The organism is Stenotrophomonas nitritireducens (genome assembly GCF_001700965.1).
Taxonomy (GTDB): Bacteria; Pseudomonadota; Gammaproteobacteria; order Xanthomonadales; family Xanthomonadaceae; genus Stenotrophomonas; species Stenotrophomonas nitritireducens_A.
Genome location: NZ_CP016756.1, coordinates 101644 through 118386, shown reverse-complemented (window position 1 = coordinate 118386; position 16743 = coordinate 101644). Strand labels below are relative to the sequence as shown.

The 16743-nt window shown below is 65.8% G+C and carries 10 protein-coding genes; 8 read left to right on the top strand and 2 right to left on the bottom strand.

Annotated features, from left to right (window positions below):
- Positions 1-3: 3 nt before the first annotated feature.
- Positions 4-2568 carry a glycoside hydrolase family 3 protein gene (locus BCV67_RS00520; protein WP_062171291.1) on the top strand — a complete coding sequence of 855 codons (2565 nt, stop codon included), beginning with the start codon at positions 4-6 and terminating at the stop codon, positions 2566-2568.
- Between the two features lie 103 nt (positions 2569-2671).
- Here BCV67_RS00520 and BCV67_RS00515 read toward each other — a convergent pair whose 3' ends face one another.
- On the bottom strand, positions 2672-3730 hold the full coding sequence (locus BCV67_RS00515; RefSeq protein ID WP_062165915.1) for a LacI family DNA-binding transcriptional regulator: 1059 nt from the start codon (positions 3728-3730) through the stop codon (positions 2672-2674).
- Between the two features lie 92 nt (positions 3731-3822).
- On the opposite strand from BCV67_RS00515, the gene BCV67_RS00510 reads away from it, so the two are divergent.
- The 7 genes from BCV67_RS00510 to BCV67_RS00480 all read left to right on the top strand — a co-directional run bounded on the left by BCV67_RS00510 (position 3823) and on the right by BCV67_RS00480 (position 15871).
- Complete coding sequence (locus tag BCV67_RS00510) at positions 3823-6003, top strand: alpha-glucuronidase family glycosyl hydrolase (RefSeq protein ID WP_062165913.1); 2181 nt, start codon at positions 3823-3825, stop codon at positions 6001-6003.
- Positions 6000-7985 (top strand): sialate O-acetylesterase, encoded by a 1986-nt coding sequence (locus BCV67_RS00505; RefSeq protein ID WP_062165911.1) that lies wholly within the window; start codon positions 6000-6002, stop codon positions 7983-7985. The genes BCV67_RS00510 and BCV67_RS00505 overlap by 4 nt, the downstream gene beginning before the upstream one ends.
- A gap of 68 nt (positions 7986-8053) precedes the next feature.
- Positions 8054-9745, top strand: a complete 1692-nt coding sequence (locus BCV67_RS00500; protein ID WP_062171289.1) for a glycoside hydrolase family 43 protein — start codon at positions 8054-8056, stop codon at positions 9743-9745.
- On the top strand, positions 9745-12438 hold the full coding sequence (locus BCV67_RS00495) for a glycoside hydrolase family 3 protein (protein ID WP_082746437.1): 2694 nt from the start codon (positions 9745-9747) through the stop codon (positions 12436-12438). The genes BCV67_RS00500 and BCV67_RS00495 overlap by 1 nt, the downstream gene beginning before the upstream one ends.
- A gap of 59 nt (positions 12439-12497) precedes the next feature.
- Positions 12498-13982, top strand: a complete 1485-nt coding sequence (locus tag BCV67_RS00490) for an MFS transporter (protein ID WP_062165909.1) — start codon at positions 12498-12500, stop codon at positions 13980-13982.
- A gap of 16 nt (positions 13983-13998) precedes the next feature.
- Entirely contained in the window at positions 13999-15036 is a 1038-nt protein-coding gene (locus BCV67_RS00485; protein WP_062165907.1) for a glycoside hydrolase family 43 protein, read from the top strand.
- Positions 15026-15871: an aldose epimerase gene (locus BCV67_RS00480; protein ID WP_062165905.1), complete on the top strand. Its 846-nt coding sequence runs from the start codon at positions 15026-15028 to the stop codon at positions 15869-15871. Before BCV67_RS00485 ends, BCV67_RS00480 begins: the two co-directional genes overlap by 11 nt.
- Before the next feature lie 117 nt (positions 15872-15988).
- Here the strand turns inward: BCV67_RS00480 and BCV67_RS00475 are convergent, their stop codons facing one another.
- Positions 15989-16393, bottom strand: a complete 405-nt coding sequence (locus BCV67_RS00475; RefSeq protein WP_062165895.1) for a RidA family protein — start codon at positions 16391-16393, stop codon at positions 15989-15991.
- Between the last annotated feature and the right edge of the window lie 350 nt (positions 16394-16743).

Here is a 16743-nt window from a genome sequence, read left to right as displayed (position 1 = left end):
GCCATGACAAACCACGATTCCACCCGTGCCCGTACCGGCGTACTGCTCGCCGCGATGCTGCTGGCCCTGGTTGCCTGCAAGGGCGAGGACGCGCCCGCTGCCTCCGCTGCTGCCCCCGCCTCCGCTGATGCCAATCCCTGGCCACAGGTTGCGTGGCCGCTGGCCGAAGATGCAGCGCTTGAAAAACGCATCAGCGATCTGATGGCCACCATGACGGTCGAGGAAAAGGTTGGCCAGCTGGTACAGGGCGACATTGGCAGCCTGACCCCGGACGACGTGCGCAAATACCGGCTTGGTTCGATCCTGGCCGGGGGCAACTCCGACCCCGGTGGTCGCTACGATGCCTCGCCTGCGGAATGGTTGGCACTGGCCGACGCGTTCTATGAGGCGTCGATGGATACCTCACAGGGTGGCAAGGCGATCCCGGTGGTGTTCGGCATCGACGCTGTGCACGGGCAGAGCAACATCGTCGGGGCCACCCTGTTCCCGCACAACATCGGCTTGGGCGCGGCACGCAACCCGCAGCTGCTGCACCGCATTGGTGAAATCACCGCGCTGGAAACCCGCGCTACTGGCATGGAATGGACGTTCGCGCCCACTGTGGCGGTGCCGCAGGACGACCGCTGGGGCCGCACCTACGAGGGCTATTCCGAATCACCGGACGTGGTTGCCAGCTATGCCGGTGCGATGGTGGAAGGCCTGCAGGGAAAAGTGGGGACGCCGGACTTCCTCGACGGCCGCCACGTCATCGCCTCGGTAAAACACTTCCTGGGTGATGGCGGCACCACCGATGGCAAGGACCAGGGCGATACCCGGATCAGCGAGGCCGAACTGGTGCGCATCCATGCCGCCGGTTATCCGCCTGCGATCGCTGCTGGTGCGCAGACCGCGATGGCCTCGTTCAACAGCGTCAACGGCGAGAAGATGCACGGCAACAAGCCGTACCTGACCGATGTGCTGAAGGGCCGCATGCACTTTGGCGGCTTTGTGGTTGGCGACTGGAACGGCCACGGCCAAGTCAAGGGCTGCACCACCACCGATTGCCCGGCCACCATCAACGCCGGCCTGGACATGGCCATGGCTTCGGACAGCTGGAAGGGCTTCTACGAGACCACGCTGGCTGCAGCCAAGGCCGGCACGATCCCGCAGGAGCGGCTGGACGACGCCGTGCGCCGCATCCTGCGGGTGAAAATGCGGCTAGGCCTGTTTGAAGCAGGCAAGCCATCGTCGCGTGCGGTCGGCGGCCAGTTCGCGCTGATCGGTGCGCCGGAACACCGCGCGGTTGCGCGGCAGGCCGTGCGCGAATCGCTGGTGCTGCTGAAGAACCAGGGCGGGGTGCTGCCACTGTCGCCGAAGCAACGCATCCTGGTGGCCGGCGACGGCGCCAACGATGTCGGCAAGCAGGCCGGCGGTTGGACGCTCAACTGGCAGGGTACCGGCACCACCCGCAAGGATTTCCCGAATGCGGACAGCATCTACGAAGGCATCGCGCAGCAGGCCAAGGCGGCCGGTGGTGATGCGGTGCTTGCCGTCGACGGCAAGTACACGCAGAAGCCCGATGTCGCGGTGGTGGTGTTCGGTGAGAATCCTTACGCCGAGTTCCAGGGTGATCTGCCGACCCTGGCGTACAAGCCGGGAGATGAAACCGACCTAGCGTTGATCAAGCGCATCAAGGCCGAAGGCATTCCGGTGGTGGCGGTGTTCCTGAGCGGGCGCCCGTTGTGGGTGAACCGCGAGATCAACGCAGCTGACGCGTTCGTGGCGGCGTGGTTGCCGGGTTCAGAAGGCGCCGGTATCGCCGATGTGTTGCTGCGCAAGCCTGACGGCAGCGTGCAGCATGACTTCAAGGGCAAGCTCAGCTTCAGCTGGCCGCGTACCGCCACGCAATACGCCAACAACGTGGGCCAGAAGGATTACGACCCGCTGTTCGCATTCGGTTTCGGTTTGACCTATGCCGACAACGGCGACCTGGCCGCGCTGCCCGAGGTGTCCGGTGTCACCGGGGAGGAAGGCGCGGCAGGCGTGTTCTTCGCCCGCGGCGACACCGGCTCCGGCATCGCGCTGCGGATGGAAGACAAGAGCGGGCAGGGCGTGACCGTCACCAAGGTGCCCGAAGCGCTGGACGGCGATCTGCTCAGGATCACCGGGGTAGATCACCTGGCACAGGAAGACGGTCGCCGCCTTGCGTGGTCCGGCAAGGGCGAGGCAATCGTTGCCTTGCAGTCCCACACCGCGCTGGACCTGCAACGAGAGAGCAACGGCGACCTGATGCTGTTGACCACGCTGCGTGTTGATGCGGCGCCGCGTGGTGATGCATGGCTGTCGGTCGGCTGCGGCGCGGGATGCACGGCACGTGTCGCGATCGCGCCGACTTTGGCGAAGCTGCCGGTGGGCCAGTGGACGCGTGTCGGCGTACCGCTGAAGTGCCTGGCGGCTGCCGGGGCGGATGTCGGCAAGCTGGACCGGCCCTGGTCGCTGGGCAGCGCCGGCGCAATGACGGTGTCGGTGTCCCGCGTTGCGCTGGGCGCATTGAACGAAGCGGAGACCACGGTCGCATGCGGCGCGTGACCACCGCCGCCCTGCTGACGAGAGTGGCGGCTAACGTCACCCTCGTTGCGCTCATCAGCGCGGGCGGCACAACAGTGGCGCGGGCATGCTGATGCGCCGCGCGTTAACGCCGCTTGGGCGGCGCCGCAACCGAGTCGCGCGCCACCAGACGATGCGGCACCACGTGGTCCATCAATACCGGCGCGCTGTCGGCCTTGCGGCGGATGCTGCGCAGCAGGATGTCGATGGCGGCGTTCGCCATCGAGGCGATGGGCTGGTGGATGGTGGTGAGTTCCGGCCACACGGTGGTTGCGGCCGAGCTGTCATCGAAGCCGACCACCGACAGGTCGCGGGGAACATCCAGGCCACGTCGATGGGCTACCGAGATGGCTGCTGCGCCCATGTCGTCGTTGCTGGCGATGATGGCGGTTGGCGGCCGCCGGTGCGACAGCAGCTTCTCAGCCGCAGCCAGCCCCGAGCGGTAGGTGTAGTCGCCGCGCTGGACCAGCCCGGCATCCACTTCCAGCCCGGCCTCGTGCAGCGCGGTGATGAAGCCGTCGTAGCGCCGCGCGCTTGCGCTGAGATCCTTGCGCCCACGGATGAAGCCGATGCGGCTGTGGCCCTGCTGGATCAGGTACTCGGCCATTTCCTTGCCGGCATGGAAATCATCGATGCGCACGCAGGAAATTTCGTCGCTCAGATGCCCCGATGCGATCGCCACCACCGGAATGCCAGCCTTGACCAGCTCGGTCACCGCGGCCTGCGACTCGCACAGCGGCGGCGGCAGGATGACGCCATCCACGCGGCCGGCCAGCGCACGCGCGGCGTTGCGTTCGGCCTCGGTATCCAACTCATCCCAGTAATCGACAACCAGCTGGATCGCGGAACTGGACGCGACCCGCAGCAGCCCGACCAGCAGTTCGCGCAGGTAGGCGCCGCTGGGATTGGTGTAGATCAGCGCAATGCGCGTGTGCTGCGCGGCGGCCAGCGTGCTTGCGGCCAGGTTGGGCGTATAGCCGAGCTCGCGCACCGCCTGCATGACGCGCTCGCGGGTGAGGTCACGGACCTTGCCCTGGTTGATCACCCGCGACACGGTCATCGGCGACACCCCGGCAAGGGCCGCCACCTCGTCGATCGTCACGCCAGCGGTCTTGCGGCGGACCGATTTCTTCGGCTTGTCCAATACGCGTTCCCTTCTTCCTGTGTGGCGCTGCCGCGCGGCTACGTGGGGGCATGATGGACCGTCCCGGGCCCGGCCATAGCTTACAAAGTCGAATGTTAACCCCGTCGATCCAAGCCGGCGGGCGCAGCCGTTGGCTGCTGGGCGTGGCCTTGGCATTGCTGACCTGCATCGGCAGCGCGCAGGCCGAAGATGGCTACGCGCTGTGGTTGCGCTATGCTCCGGTCGCCCCCGCGCTTGCGGCGGACTACCGTCTGCGCTTGGGCGAAGTGGTGGCCCCAGACCATACGCCTGCGCAGCGTGCAGCGCGGGCGGAGTTGCAGCGTGGCCTGCCGGGCCTATTGGGCCGCGCCCCACAGATGCGGACCACGGCTGTGGGTGACCACGTATTGGTTCTGGGTACACCGCAGTCGTCGCCATTGGTGGCGCCCTTCAGCCAGGATGTTGCCGCCCTGGGCGACGACGGCTACCTGCTCAGGCAGGTGCAGATGGACGGTCGTGCGCTGCTGCTGGTAGCTGCCCGCAACGACATCGGCGTGCTGTACGGCGTGTTCCATCTGCTCCGGCTGCTGCAGACCGGCACGCCACTGCAAGGTCTGGACGTGCGTGAGTCACCGCGGGTCAAGCTGCGGCTGCTCGACCACTGGGACAACCTCGACCGTTATGTCGAGCGGGGCTATGCCGGCAGCTCGTTGTGGGATTGGCAGACCCTGCCGCAATGGCGCGACCCGCGCTATACCGACTACGCGCGCGCAAATGCGTCGCTGGGCATCAACGGCACCGTGCTGAACAACGTCAACGCCAGTGCCTTGAGCCTGACACCGGCATACCTGGTCAAAGCAGCGGCGCTGGCGGACATGTTCCGTCCCTACGGCATCCGCGTGTACCTGAGCGCGCGTTTCAGCGCACCTATCGAACTGGGTGGGCTGAAAACCGCTGATCCGCTGGATGCTGACGTGCAGCGCTGGTGGCAGCACAAGGTCAACGAGATCTACGCGCTCATTCCGGATTTCGGCGGCTTCCTGGTCAAGGCCAATTCGGAGGGGCAGCCTGGCCCGCAGGATTACGGCCGCTCGCATGCGGACGGTGCCAACATGCTCGGTGATGCGCTGGCCCCGCACGGTGGTGTGGTGATGTGGCGCGCGTTCGTCTACGCGCACGATGTGCCCGAGGACCGCGCCAAGCAGGCCTACAGCGAGTTTGCCGGGCTGGACGGCGCGTTCCGTTCCAACGTGATCGTGCAGGTGAAGAACGGCCCCATCGATTTCCAGCCGCGTGAGCCGTTCCATCCGCTGTTTGGTGCCATGCCGCGCACGCCGCTGATGATGGAGTTCCAGATCACCAAGGAGTACCTCGGCTTCGCGACGCACCTGGTGTATCTGGGGCCGCTGTACGAAGAAGTGTTGAAGGCCGATACCCATGCAGGCGGCGACGCCACGGTGGCGCGGGTGGTCGACGGTTCATTGAATGGCCACACGCTGACCGGCATGGCCGGCGTGGCCAACATCGGCACCGATCGCAGCTGGAGTGGCTCGCATTTCGACCAGGCCAACTGGTACGCCTTCGGGCGTTTGGCGTGGAACCCGCAGCAGTCGGCGCGCGCCATCGCCACGGAATGGGCAGGCATGACCTTCTCGCCGGATGTTGCCGTGACAGGGCCGATCGTCACGATGATGATGGCCTCACGCGAGGCCGCGGTGGACTACATGACCCCGCTGGGCCTGCACCACCTGATGGCGCGTGGACACCACTATGGCCCGGGGCCGTGGGTGGATGGCGGGCCGCGCGCGGACTGGACGTCGGTGTACTACCACCGCGCCGATCGCAATGGCATCGGATTCGACCGCAGCATCCATGGCAGCAACGCGGTGTCGCAGTACGCACCTGAAGTGGCGGCGCTGTATGGAGACCTTGAGCGGGTACCGGAGTCGCTGTTGTTGTGGTTCCACCACGTGCCGTGGGATCACCGCATGCGCTCCAGCCGCCCGTTGTGGGACGAACTGGTGGGCCACTATTCGCAGGGCGTGCGCCAGGTGCAGGCCATGCAGGACACCTGGGCAAGCCTGCAGGGCAGGGTGGATGCCCCGCGTCACGAACAGGTTGCCGCGTTCCTGCGCATCCAGCGCGACGAGGCGCAGTGGTGGCGCGATGCCAGCGTGGCGTATTTCCAGTCGGTGAGCGGCAGGCCGTTGCCAGCCGGTGAAGCCGCGCCGCCGCATCCTTTGGCCTATTACCAGGCCCTGCAGTTTCCTTTCGCACCGGGAGATGGGCGATGAGCCTGCGCACCTTGGTTGGCAAGATCGCAGCGATGGCCGTGGCGTGCTGCGCCGTTACCGCGCAGGCGCAGCAGGCCGGGACGACGTTGCTGCATCCGTTGTTCCAGGACCACGCGGTGCTGCAACGCGATCGGCCGATAGCGTTGTGGGGCCACGCCGCGCCGGGTGCGAGCGTGGCGGTGGCGTTCGCGCGGCAGACCGTCAGCGTGCGCGCGGATGCGGACGGCCTTTGGAAGGCGACGCTGCAGCCGATGGCGGTTGGCGGCCCGTATGAGCTGGTTGTCAAGGCGGGGCAGATCAGCCAGACCGTGCGTGACCTGCAGATGGGCGATGTCTGGCTGTGCTCCGGACAATCCAACATGGAGCTGCCGGTATGGCGCGCGCTCAACGCCAGCAGCGAGATTGAAGCAGCCACGCAGCCGAAGATCCGCTTGTTCACCGTTCCGCAGACGGCGGCCGTCACCGCGCAGGCGGCATTCGGCGGCGCGACCGGGTGGAAAACCGCGACACCGGCGAGCGTGCGCGAGTTCTCCGCTGCCTGCTTCTATTTTGCCCGCGAGCTACAGAAGACGGTCGATGTGCCGATGGGGCTCATCCAGGCGGCATGGGGCGGTTCGCGGATCGAAGCGTGGACCAGCGCCGACGCGCTGCGCGCGCAGGGCGGCATGGACGAGGCGCTTGATGTGCTTGCGCTTTATGCCGGCGACGCGGCGGCGGCACGGGCGCGATGGGGTCAGCATTGGCAGCAGTGGTGGGCCAACCGCGCAGGCGCGGTGCCGGGTGATGCACCCTGGCAGCGCGGTGTCGGCGGCAGCGGTTGGCAACAGGCGCCGGACACGCTGGGTGCGTGGGAGCGCTGGGGCGTACCTGCGCTGTCCGATTACAACGGCATGGTCTGGTACCGCACGCAGGTCAACCTGAGTGCCGCACAGGCGGCGCGCGCGGCCACGCTGGAACTGGCACCTGCCGATGAGATGGACATGACCTGGGTGAACGGCGTGGCCGTGGGCAGCCAATACGGTGCGGGTGAAGCGCGGCGGTATGTAGTGCCAGCGGGGCTGTTGAAAGCCGGCACCAACACGGTGGTGATCAACGTACTGGATACCTATGGCGAGGGCGGGCTGGCCGGGCCTGCCAGCGCCCATGCACTGCGCTTCGACGACGGTACGCGTGCCGTACTTGCCTCGCCATGGCAGTACCGCATGGCGCCCGGCGTGCAGGCGCCGCCGCTCGCGCCCTGGCATGCGGCGACCGGGTTGGCGACCTTGTACAACGGCATGATCGCACCGCTCGGCAACTATGGCCTGCGCGGCATGCTGTGGTATCAGGGCGAATCAAACACCGGCGACGGAGCTGGCTACGCTACGCGGTTGCGGGCATTGCGCGATGACTGGCGCGGGCAGTTCGGGTCAGGCATGCCGCTGCTGGTGGTGCAGTTGGCAGGCTACGGCTTGCCGCCGACGGCGCCGGTGGAAAGTGGCTGGGCACAGGTGCGCGAAGCACAGCGCCGCGTCGCCGCAGAGGACCCGGCCACAGGGTTGGCACTGGCCATCGACATTGGCGATGCCTACGACATCCATCCGCCGAACAAGCAGGAACTGGGCCGCCGCCTGGCACGGGCTGCGCGTCATGTGATCTACGGCGAACGCGCGCTTGCACCGGCCGGACCGGTCGCGGTCAAGGCAACGCGCCAGGCCGACAGCGTAAGGATCGCCTTCAAGGACGTCACCGGCCGTCTGGCAACAACCGGCGCAAACGGGCCCATCGGTTTCGAACTCTGCAATGCCGATGCACGCCACTGTGACTACGCCGATGCTGGCCTGGATGGTGATCAGGTCGTCCTGCGCAGCCCAGCGGCCAAGGCCGGTGCACATATTCGCTACTGCTGGGCGGACGGCCCGGTGTGCACGCTGCGCGACAGCAGCGGCGCGCCGGCGGGGCCGTTCGAGCTTCCTCTCACCGATGCCGAGGTACCACGATGAGTCTGTTTTCCCCGCGGTTGTACGCTGCCGCCCGCCGCAGCGTGGCGCGTGCGCCGCGACACATCTCCCTGCGCACGCTGCTTGCTTCGGCGTTGCTGTTGCTGGCCAGCGCCGCGCAGTCGCAGGTGACGACGGCCGCGCCGCCGGTGTACTTCGACTGGTTCGAGTACAGCGGTAACGATGCGGCCTTCGCAAGCCCGTTGCCGGCCGGCCATTACCGCAACCCGGTGCTGGCCGGCTTTCATGCGGACCCGAGCATCGTCTCCGCCAACGGCAAGTTCTATCTGGTCAATTCCAGCTTCACTTACTTTCCCGGTATCCCGGTATTTGAAAGCGCTGACCTGGTGCATTGGAAGCAGATCGGCAACGTCATCGATCGCCCGACACAACTGGATTTTGATGGCCTGAGCGTCTCGCGCGGCATCTTCGCCCCGACCATCGAATACCACGACGGCACGTTCTACGTGGTCACCACCGCGACCGACAGCGGCGGCAATTTCATTGCCACCGCGCGCGACCCAGCCGGGCCGTGGTCCGATCTGTACTGGTTGCCGGGCATCGGCGGTATCGATCCGTCGCTGTTCTTCGATGAAGGTGGCAACGTCTACCTGATCAACAACGACGAGCCGGAAGGTCCGGCGCGTTACGATGGCCACCGCGCCATCTGGATGCAGCAGATTGATCTTGCAGCGTTCAAGCCGGTGGGTCCGCGCAAGGTCCTGATCGATGGCGGCGTGGAGCCGGCAAAGAACCCGATCTGGATCGAAGGGCCGCATATCTACAAGCGCGATGGCTGGTACTACCTGTCCGACGCCGAGGGTGGTACCGGGCCGCAGCACTCGCAGGTGGTGCTGCGCAGCCGCGATGTGTGGGGCCCGTACGCTCCCTATGCAGGCAATCCGATCCTCACCCAGCGTGACCTGCCCGATGACCGGCCGCTGCCGATCACCAATGCCGGCCATGCAGATCTGGTTGAAGGTCCGGATGGCTCGTGGTGGGCGGTGTTTCTTGCCAGCCGCAACTATCAGACGCGGCATTACAACACCGGCCGTGAGACCTATCTGCTGCCGGTGCAGTGGCGCGATGGCTGGCCGGAAATTTTGCCTGCCGGGCAGACCATCCCGTATGCAGTGAAGGCCCCTTCGTGGATGCAGGGCGGCGCTACGCAGGCGCCGTCAACCGGAAATTTCGTCGACCGCGACACGTTTGATGGACCCACACTCGGCGCCGGATGGCTGCGGGTGCGCGTCCCCAAGCAGGCCTGGGCCGATCTTGCCGAACGGCCCGGCGCGTTGGCGCTGCATCCGCTGGCTGAGAACCTGGACACGCTGCGCAACCCGGCCTTCCTCGGGCGCCGTCTGCAGCACCTGCGCTTCGAGGCCAGCACCGAGATGTCACGTCCTGCGGCGGGCGTGGCGGCAGGTTTGGCTGCCTTCCAGAGCGAGGCCTACTGGTATTTCCTGGGGGTGCGCAACCTCGGCGGCGACCGCATTGCGGTGTTTCTCGAAGGCCGCGACGGCAGCGGCGTGAGCAGAACCCTGGCCAGTCAGACGCTGGATGCGAACAAGGCGCTGCGCCTGAAGATCCAGGGTGATGAAGGCAGCTACGCCTTCGCGTTCGACAGCGGGGATGGCCGTGGTTGGCAGACCCTGGCCGACAACGTGGACGGCACCGTGTTGAGTACCGATCGTGCAGGCGGCTTTGTCGGCACCCTGCTGGGACCATTCGCGCGCGACGAGCGCGCTTCGAGGAGCAAATGATGACGCGGACGCCTTCCATCGCCACCGGCCGTCGCGGCCAACGCCTGTGCACGCTGGCCCTGTGCGCGGCCTTGTGGACGACCACGGTCGCTTCGGCCGCCGACAAGCCGTGGCTGGATACCTCGGCCAGTTTCGAGAGCCGTGCAGCGGCCTTGGTGGCACAGATGACGCTGGAGGAAAAGGCCGCGCAGATGCAGAACGCCGCGCCTGCCATCGAGCGGCTTGGCGTTCCCGCTTACGACTGGTGGAACGAAGCCCTGCACGGCGTGGCGCGGGCGGGGCAGGCCACCGTGTTCCCACAGGCGATTGGTCTGGCAGCCACCTTCGATGTGCCGCTGATGGGGCAGGTGGCGTCCACCATCAGCGACGAGGCGCGTGCCAAACACCACCAGTTCATACGCGAAGGCTCGCACGCGCGCTATCAGGGACTGACCTTCTGGTCGCCCAACGTCAATATCTTCCGTGACCCGCGCTGGGGCCGTGGCCAGGAAACCTACGGCGAAGACCCCTACCTCACCGCGCGCATGGGCGTTGCCTTCGTGCACGGCCTGCAGGGCGATGACCCGGTGTACCGCAAGCTTGATGCAACGGCCAAGCATCTGGCCGTGCACAGCGGCCCGGAGGCCGATCGCCATCACTTCGATGCGCGGCCGAGCAAGCGCGATCTGTACGACACCTACCTGCCGGCGTTCGAGGCCCTGGTGAAAGAAGGCGAGGTGGATGCGGTGATGGGTGCCTACAACCGCGTCTATGGCGAGTCCGCCAGCGCAAGCCGGTTCCTGTTGCGCGACCTGCTGCGGCACGACTGGGGGTTCAAGGGCTACGTGGTTTCGGATTGCTGGGCCATCGTCGACATCTGGAAGCACCACAAGATTGTCGGCAGCCGAGAGGAAGCCGCCGCACTCGCGGTCAAGAATGGTACCGAGCTGGAATGCGGCCAGGAATACGCCACGCTGCCGGCGGCGGTGCGCCAGGGCCTGATCAGCGAAGCAGAGATCGACGATGCGATAACGCGGCTGTTCACCGCGCGCATGCGGTTGGGCATGTTCGATCCGCCGGAGCGCGTGCGCTGGGCGCGGATTCCGGCGTCGGTGAACCAGTCTGCCGCACACGATGCGCTGGCATTGAAGGCGGCGCAGGAATCGCTGGTGCTGCTGAAGAACGATGGGATCCTGCCGCTGTCGCGCGCGCTCAAGCGCATCGCCGTGGTCGGCCCCACCGCTGATGACACCATGGCGTTGCTCGGCAACTACTTCGGCACGCCGGCTGCGCCGGTGACGGTGCTGCAGGGTATACGTGACGCGGCAAAGGGCGTCGAGGTGCGCTACGCACGCGGTGTGGATCTCGTTGAAGGCCGCGATGATCCGAGTGCGACGCCGTTGATCGAAGCTGCGTACCTGCGGCCGTCGGCCGATTCCCCGGAACGCGGCCTGCGCGGTGAGTATTTCCGCAGCGCCGATCTGTCGGGAACGCCGGCGCTGGTCCGCACCGATGCGCAGATCGGCTTCCGCTGGGACCGCGGTTCACCCACCGACAACCTGCTTGCGCGTGGTGAAGCCGCGCCGGGGCAGGGCATTCCGAATGATGGCTTCAGCATCCGCTGGAGTGGCCAGCTATTGCCGCCGGTGTCGGGCCGTTACCGCATCGAGGCCGCCGCCGATGATGGCTTCCGCCTGTACGTGGACGGTAAGCGCGTGCTCGACCACTGGACCAACAACGACCGTCTGCATGCCGATGGCGTGGAGCTGGACCTGCAGGCGGGCCGCGCTTACGACCTGAAACTGGAGTACTACGATGCCGAACGTGATGCCGGCGTGCGGCTGGGTTGGCGCATGCCCGGTGCCAAGCCGCCGTTCGAGGAGGCACTTGATGCTGCCCGCAGCGCGGACGTGGTGGTATTCGTCGGCGGGCTGACCGGCGATGTCGAGGGCGAGGAGATGACGGTCAACTACCCCGGCTTCGCCGGCGGTGATCGCACTGATTTGCGCCTGCCGGCGACGCAGCGTGCGTTGCTCGAAGCGCTGCATGCCACCGGCAAGCCAGTGGTGATGGTGCTCACCGGTGGCTCGGCCCTGGCAGTGGATTGGGCGCAAGCCAACCTGCCTGCGATCCTGATGAGCTGGTACCCGGGCCAGCGTGGTGGCACGGCGGTGGGCGAGGCGCTGTTCGGCGACAGCAATCCTGCGGGGAGGCTGCCGGTGACGTTCTACAAGGCCGACCAGGCAATGCCTGCCTTTGACGACTACACGATGGAAGGCCGCACCTACCGCTACTTCCGAGGTACGCCGCTGTATCCGTTCGGCCACGGGCTTTCCTATACCCGTTTCGACTACGCCAAGCTGCGCACGGATGCGAACAAGATTGCCGCAGATGGGCAGCTCAACGTACAGGTGGAAGTAGCCAATACCGGCAAGCGTGCCGGCGACGAAGTGGTGCAGCTGTACGTGCGCCGCGTGCAGTCCCGGGCCGGCGATGCGCAACAGGAACTGCGTGGCTTCCAGCGTGTTCACCTCGCCGCTGGCGAGCGGCGCACGGTGGCGTTCGACCTGCAGGCGCAACAGGCCTTGCGCCAGTACGACGAAGCGCGCGGCAGCTACGCGGTGCCAGCGGGCCGCTACGAGCTGCGCGTAGGCGGTTCCAGCGCCGATGCCCGCGTGCAGGCGCAGTTCGAGGTAGAGGCCGCGCGTGAGTAGAGCACCGGCGCCACGCCACTATCTTTCCGTTCAAAAACCACGTCCAGGACACACGCTGCATGGCAAGCACTGAGCACACGTTGTCGGTCCGCGAGAAGCTGGGTTACAGCCTCGGCGACCTCGCGGCGAACCTGATCTTCCAGACCCTGATCACCTACCTGGCGTTCTTCTACACGGATGTGTACCGGCTGCCGGCGTCGACGGCCGCCACCATCATCTTCGTGGTGGGGTTGTTGGGGGCATTCGTGTTCACGCCCCTGATCGGCATTGCCGCCGACCGCACGGCCACACGCTGGGGCAGGTTCCGGCCGTGGATACTGTGGACGGCGGTACCCTTCGGCGTGCTTTCGCTGCTGGCCTTCAGCACGCCGGATCTCGGCGAACGCGGCAAGGTCATCTACGCGCTGGTCACCTACAGCCTGCTGATGTGCGTGTACGCGGCCAACAACCTGCCGTACTCCGCGCTCAGCGGCGTGCTGACCGGCAGCATGGCCCAGCGCAACAGCCTGTCGGCCTACCGCTTCGTGGCGGTAATGATCGCGCAGTTCATCATCCAGGTGCTGCTGATGCCACTGGTGCTGATCCTTGGCGACGGTGACCGGGTGCAGGGCTTCGAGCGGGTGATGACGGTGTTCGCTGTGGTCGGCACCGTGTTTTTCCTGATCACCTTTGCCACCACGCGCGAGCGCATCGTGCCAAGCGAGGCGCAGACCGGCGGTGTGCTGCAGGATCTGTCGGACCTGGCGCACAACCGTCCGTGGCAGGTGATGCTGGCGCTGACCGTGCTGGTCTTCATCAACCTGGCATTGAAGGGCGGCACCTACATCTACTATTTCCAGTACTACATGAGCGAGCCGGCGCTCGCGGCGTTTCTCAAAAACTCAGGTTTCAACGGCTTCATCGGCGCACTGAATTCGGCACTGGCCAGCGCGGGACTATCTGGCTTTACCTGGCCGGAGGACCCGGCAACGTCAGCCTTCAGCCTGTTCAACGCCTGCGGCATCATCTGCATGATCCTGGGTATCGGCGTGTCGCGCCGCCTGGCCGACCGCTTCGGCAAGCGCGATGTGTTTGGGGGCGCGCTGTTTGTTTCCACCTTGTTCCTGCTGGTGTTCTATCTGTTTCCGCCGACTGCGGTGGCGGTGGCATTCGGCTCCTTCATGCTGCACGGGTTCTGCTACGGCATCACCATCCCGTTGCTGTGGGCGATGATCGCCGACGTTGCCGACTATTCGGAATGGAAGAACAACCGTCGCGCCACCGCCATCATCTTCTCGGCAATGCTGTGCGGCTTGAAGATCGGGCTCAGCGTCGGCGGCGCCCTGGTCGCCGGCATCCTCGCTCATTACGGTTACCAGGCCGGCGCAGCGCAGCAACCCGATGCCGTGGTTGATGGCATCCGTATGACGGTCAGCGTGTACTGCTCCATTCCCTTCCTGGTCGCAGTGGCATTGCTGTTCATCTACGAAATCGACAAGCGCGTGGAAACACGTATCGAACAAGATCTCCAGCTGCGCCGTCGCGCGGCAGACGCAACGGTGTAACGCCAAGACCATGAGCATGAACGACATATCCTTCGATCCGGATACCCCGGCCAGCGCAACTGATCTCGCACAGTTGGCCGAACACGCCATCTCCAAGCCCCTGGTCACCCACATCTACACGGCCGATCCATCGGCGCATGTATTCGACGGGCGCCTGTACATCTACCCCTCACACGATATCGACGCCGGCGCGCCGTTCGACGATGAGGGTGGCCACTTCGGCATGCAGGACTACCACGTGCTGCGGATGGATAACCCGCAAGCCGAGGCCACCGATTGCGGTGTCGCGCTGCATGTGCGCGATGTGCCGTGGGCGGCGCAGCAGATGTGGGCGCCGGATGCGGCCTGCCGCGACGGGCGCTATTACCTGTATTTCCCGGCCAAGGACGGGCAGGGCCTGTTCCGCATCGGTGTGGCGGCATCGGACCACCCGGAAGGGCCGTTCAGCGCCGAACCGGAGCCGATGGAAGGAACGTACTCCATCGACCCGGCCGTGTACGAGGACGGCGACGGTACGCATTACCTTTATTTTGGCGGCATCTGGGGTGGCCAGATGCAGAAGTACCGCGACAACCGCTATGACCCCGCGCACGAGGAGCCGGGGGGTGATGCGCCCGCACTCGGCCCGCGTGTCGCCCGGCTGGACACGGGAATGACCGAACTGGCCGAGCCCACGCGGGAGGTCATGATCCTGGATGAGCACGGGCAGCCTTTGCGTGCCAGCGATCATGCGCGGCGCTTCTTTGAAGGCCCGTGGCTGCACAAGCACCAGGGCCGCTATTACCTGTCGTACTCCACCGGCAATACGCACCTGCTGTGCTACGCCATCGGCGACAGCCCGTACGGTCCGTTCACCTATGCCGGGGTGATTCTCAAGCCGGTAGTCGGCTGGACCACGCATCATTCCATCTGCATGTTCGAGGGCCAGTGGTACCTGTTCTATCACGATGCCCTGATGTCTGGCGGCGTCACCCACCTGCGCTCGGCCAAGTGCACGCCGCTGCACATGGAAACGGACGGCAGCATACGAACCATCGATCCCTATGGCGCCTGAAACCCTGTCACCCATCGATGACGCGCTGGCGCCAATGCCGGCCGGCCAGCTGTATTGGCTGCGCGCAGGCAAGCTGGAGGTCGCGCTCGCGCCCGAGGCCGGTGGGCGCATTGCCCAGCTCCGCTACGACGGGGTGGACTGGTTGATCGGCGAAAACGACGTGCCGCCGGCAACCATCGCCTGGGGCTGCTACCCGATGGTGCCCTGGGCCGGGCGAATCCGCCGCGGGCGCTTCGATTTCGACGGCAAGTCGCATATGTTGCCGGCCAACTTCGGTGCGCACGCAATCCACGGCGTCGGCTTCTCGCGGCCTTGGCACATCGAGAGCATCGATGCGGCAACCGCAACACTGTCACTGCGCCTGCCGCAGGACGCTCACTGGCCATTTGGTGGCAGCACCAGGCAAGCCATACAGGTGCACGACAACCGCCTGCATCTGCAGCTCTCGGTAGAGGCTGGCGACCAGGCGATGCCGGCCGTGCTCGGCTGGCATCCGTGGTTCCGCAAACCCGAGCAGCTGCTGTTCAGCCCCGATGCCATGTATCCGCGGGACGAAGATGGCATCGCCACGCTGCCCGTGGGCAAGCCCACGCCAGGGCCATGGGACGACTGTTTCGTCGCCCAGGGCGAAACCACATTGGTGCGTGCCGGCCAACGTCTGCGGTTGCGTGCCGACAGCGACCACTGGGTGGTCTACGACGGCGCCGCGCATGCGACCTGCGTGGAGCCGCAGACCGGCCCGCCTGATGCCTTCACGCTTGCACCGCACCGCTTGGCGCCGGGCGAGCAGCTTGCGCTGGCGTTCGAGTTTGCATGGGACGGCGCCGACACCTGAGTGCCGCTATCGGCGTGCCTGCCTCGACCTTGGTCTGGCCGGGTAAGTGATGGGCTTCGAGGTATTGCCGGGTGGCCATGGCGGTTGCAGCTGCCCTGGCTACCCGGCGCGCCGGGATCAACTGTCCATTGCGCTCGGCAGCTCGGCCGTCACCTTGATTTCAAACTGAAACCCGGAAAGCCAGCTGACGCCCACGCCAGTCAGGGCGGGGTAGGGAGCTTCTCCCCAATAGTCCGGCAGCACCTTCCACAAGGCATCGAGATTCTTCTCCGGGTCGACGACATACAGGGTTACGTCCACGACGTGGTCAAACGTGCAGCCCGCTGCAGCCAGCACATCGGTCAGGTTGTCGAAGGCCAGCCGTATCTGCTTTTCGATATCGGGTCCCGGCGTCCCGTCTTCACGGCTCCCCACCTGGCCGGAGATGAAAAGAAAACCATTCGAACGGACCGCGGGCGAGTACCGGTTCCGCTCGTACAAAGCCCTGCGCTCTGGCGGAAATACCACGTCTCGTTGTTTCATTATTGGTGCCTGTCTGCCTGCAAACCTTCTTCATGGCTGTGATGGGCAGTGCTTTCAAGTAGCAACGCAGAAAATGCCGCATTGATTGCCAAGGAGATGCGGCATTCTGAAAAGAAAAGCCGGGTGAGAAAGCAAGCGGAGGCTTGGTTGGCTCGCACGGCTTGGCGGCAATCCCGCCTGCACTGAACCCAATGGGCCATCGCGCGAAGCACTGTGCAGACAGGGTGCCCGTCTGCAGCATCCGCGTTACAGCGTACGGCCGGATCGCCGTGGGTGCGCGCCATCCGGAAAGCGCTGGGTGGTCTGAGGTGAAGTTTGACCGGGCAATGTTCGCTCAAGGCGCTTACATG